The organism is Cupriavidus sp. L7L, assembly GCF_004353535.1.
In the GTDB taxonomy this organism is placed as follows: Bacteria; Pseudomonadota; Gammaproteobacteria; order Burkholderiales; family Burkholderiaceae; genus Cupriavidus; species Cupriavidus oxalaticus_A.
This window is the reverse complement of sequence record NZ_SMNY01000128.1, coordinates 1-568: the sequence shown is the minus strand read 5'-3', so window position 1 is coordinate 568 and position 568 is coordinate 1. Positions and strand designations below refer to the sequence as shown.

At 53.9% G+C, this 568-nt stretch carries 1 rRNA gene; it reads left to right on the top strand.

What is annotated here, in order from left to right:
• Positions 1-568, top strand: a 23S ribosomal RNA gene (locus E1J61_RS36275); the annotation flags it as partial.

Sequence of the window (568 nt, the reverse complement as noted above, 5' to 3'; positions counted from 1 at the left end):
CCCTAGCAGGTGATAGCCCTGTATGCGAAAACAGCGTTGTGGAACTAGGTGTACGACAAGTAGGGCGGGACACGTGAAATCCTGTCTGAAGATGGGGGGACCATCCTCCAAGGCTAAATACTCGTGATCGACCGATAGTGAACCAGTACCGTGAGGGAAAGGCGAAAAGAACCCCGGGAGGGGAGTGAAATAGATCCTGAAACCGCATGCATACAAACAGTCGGAGCCCCGCTTTAAGCGCTTTCGGCGAACCTCACGCAGTGAGGATCGCCAAAAGACCTCAGTGTGAAATAGCAGCACTGGCGCGCAAAGCGGTTTAAGCGCGAGAGCGCTTAAAGCGGGGTGACGGCGTACCTTTTGTATAATGGGTCAGCGACTTACATTCAGTGGCAAGCTTAACCGATTAGGGCAGGCGTAGCGAAAGCGAGTCCGAACAGGGCGTTGAGTCGCTGGGTGTAGACCCGAAACCAGATGATCTATCCATGGCCAGGTTGAAGGTGCGGTAACACGTACTGGAGGACCGAACCCACTAACGTTGAAAAGTTAGGGGATGAGCTGTGGATAGGGG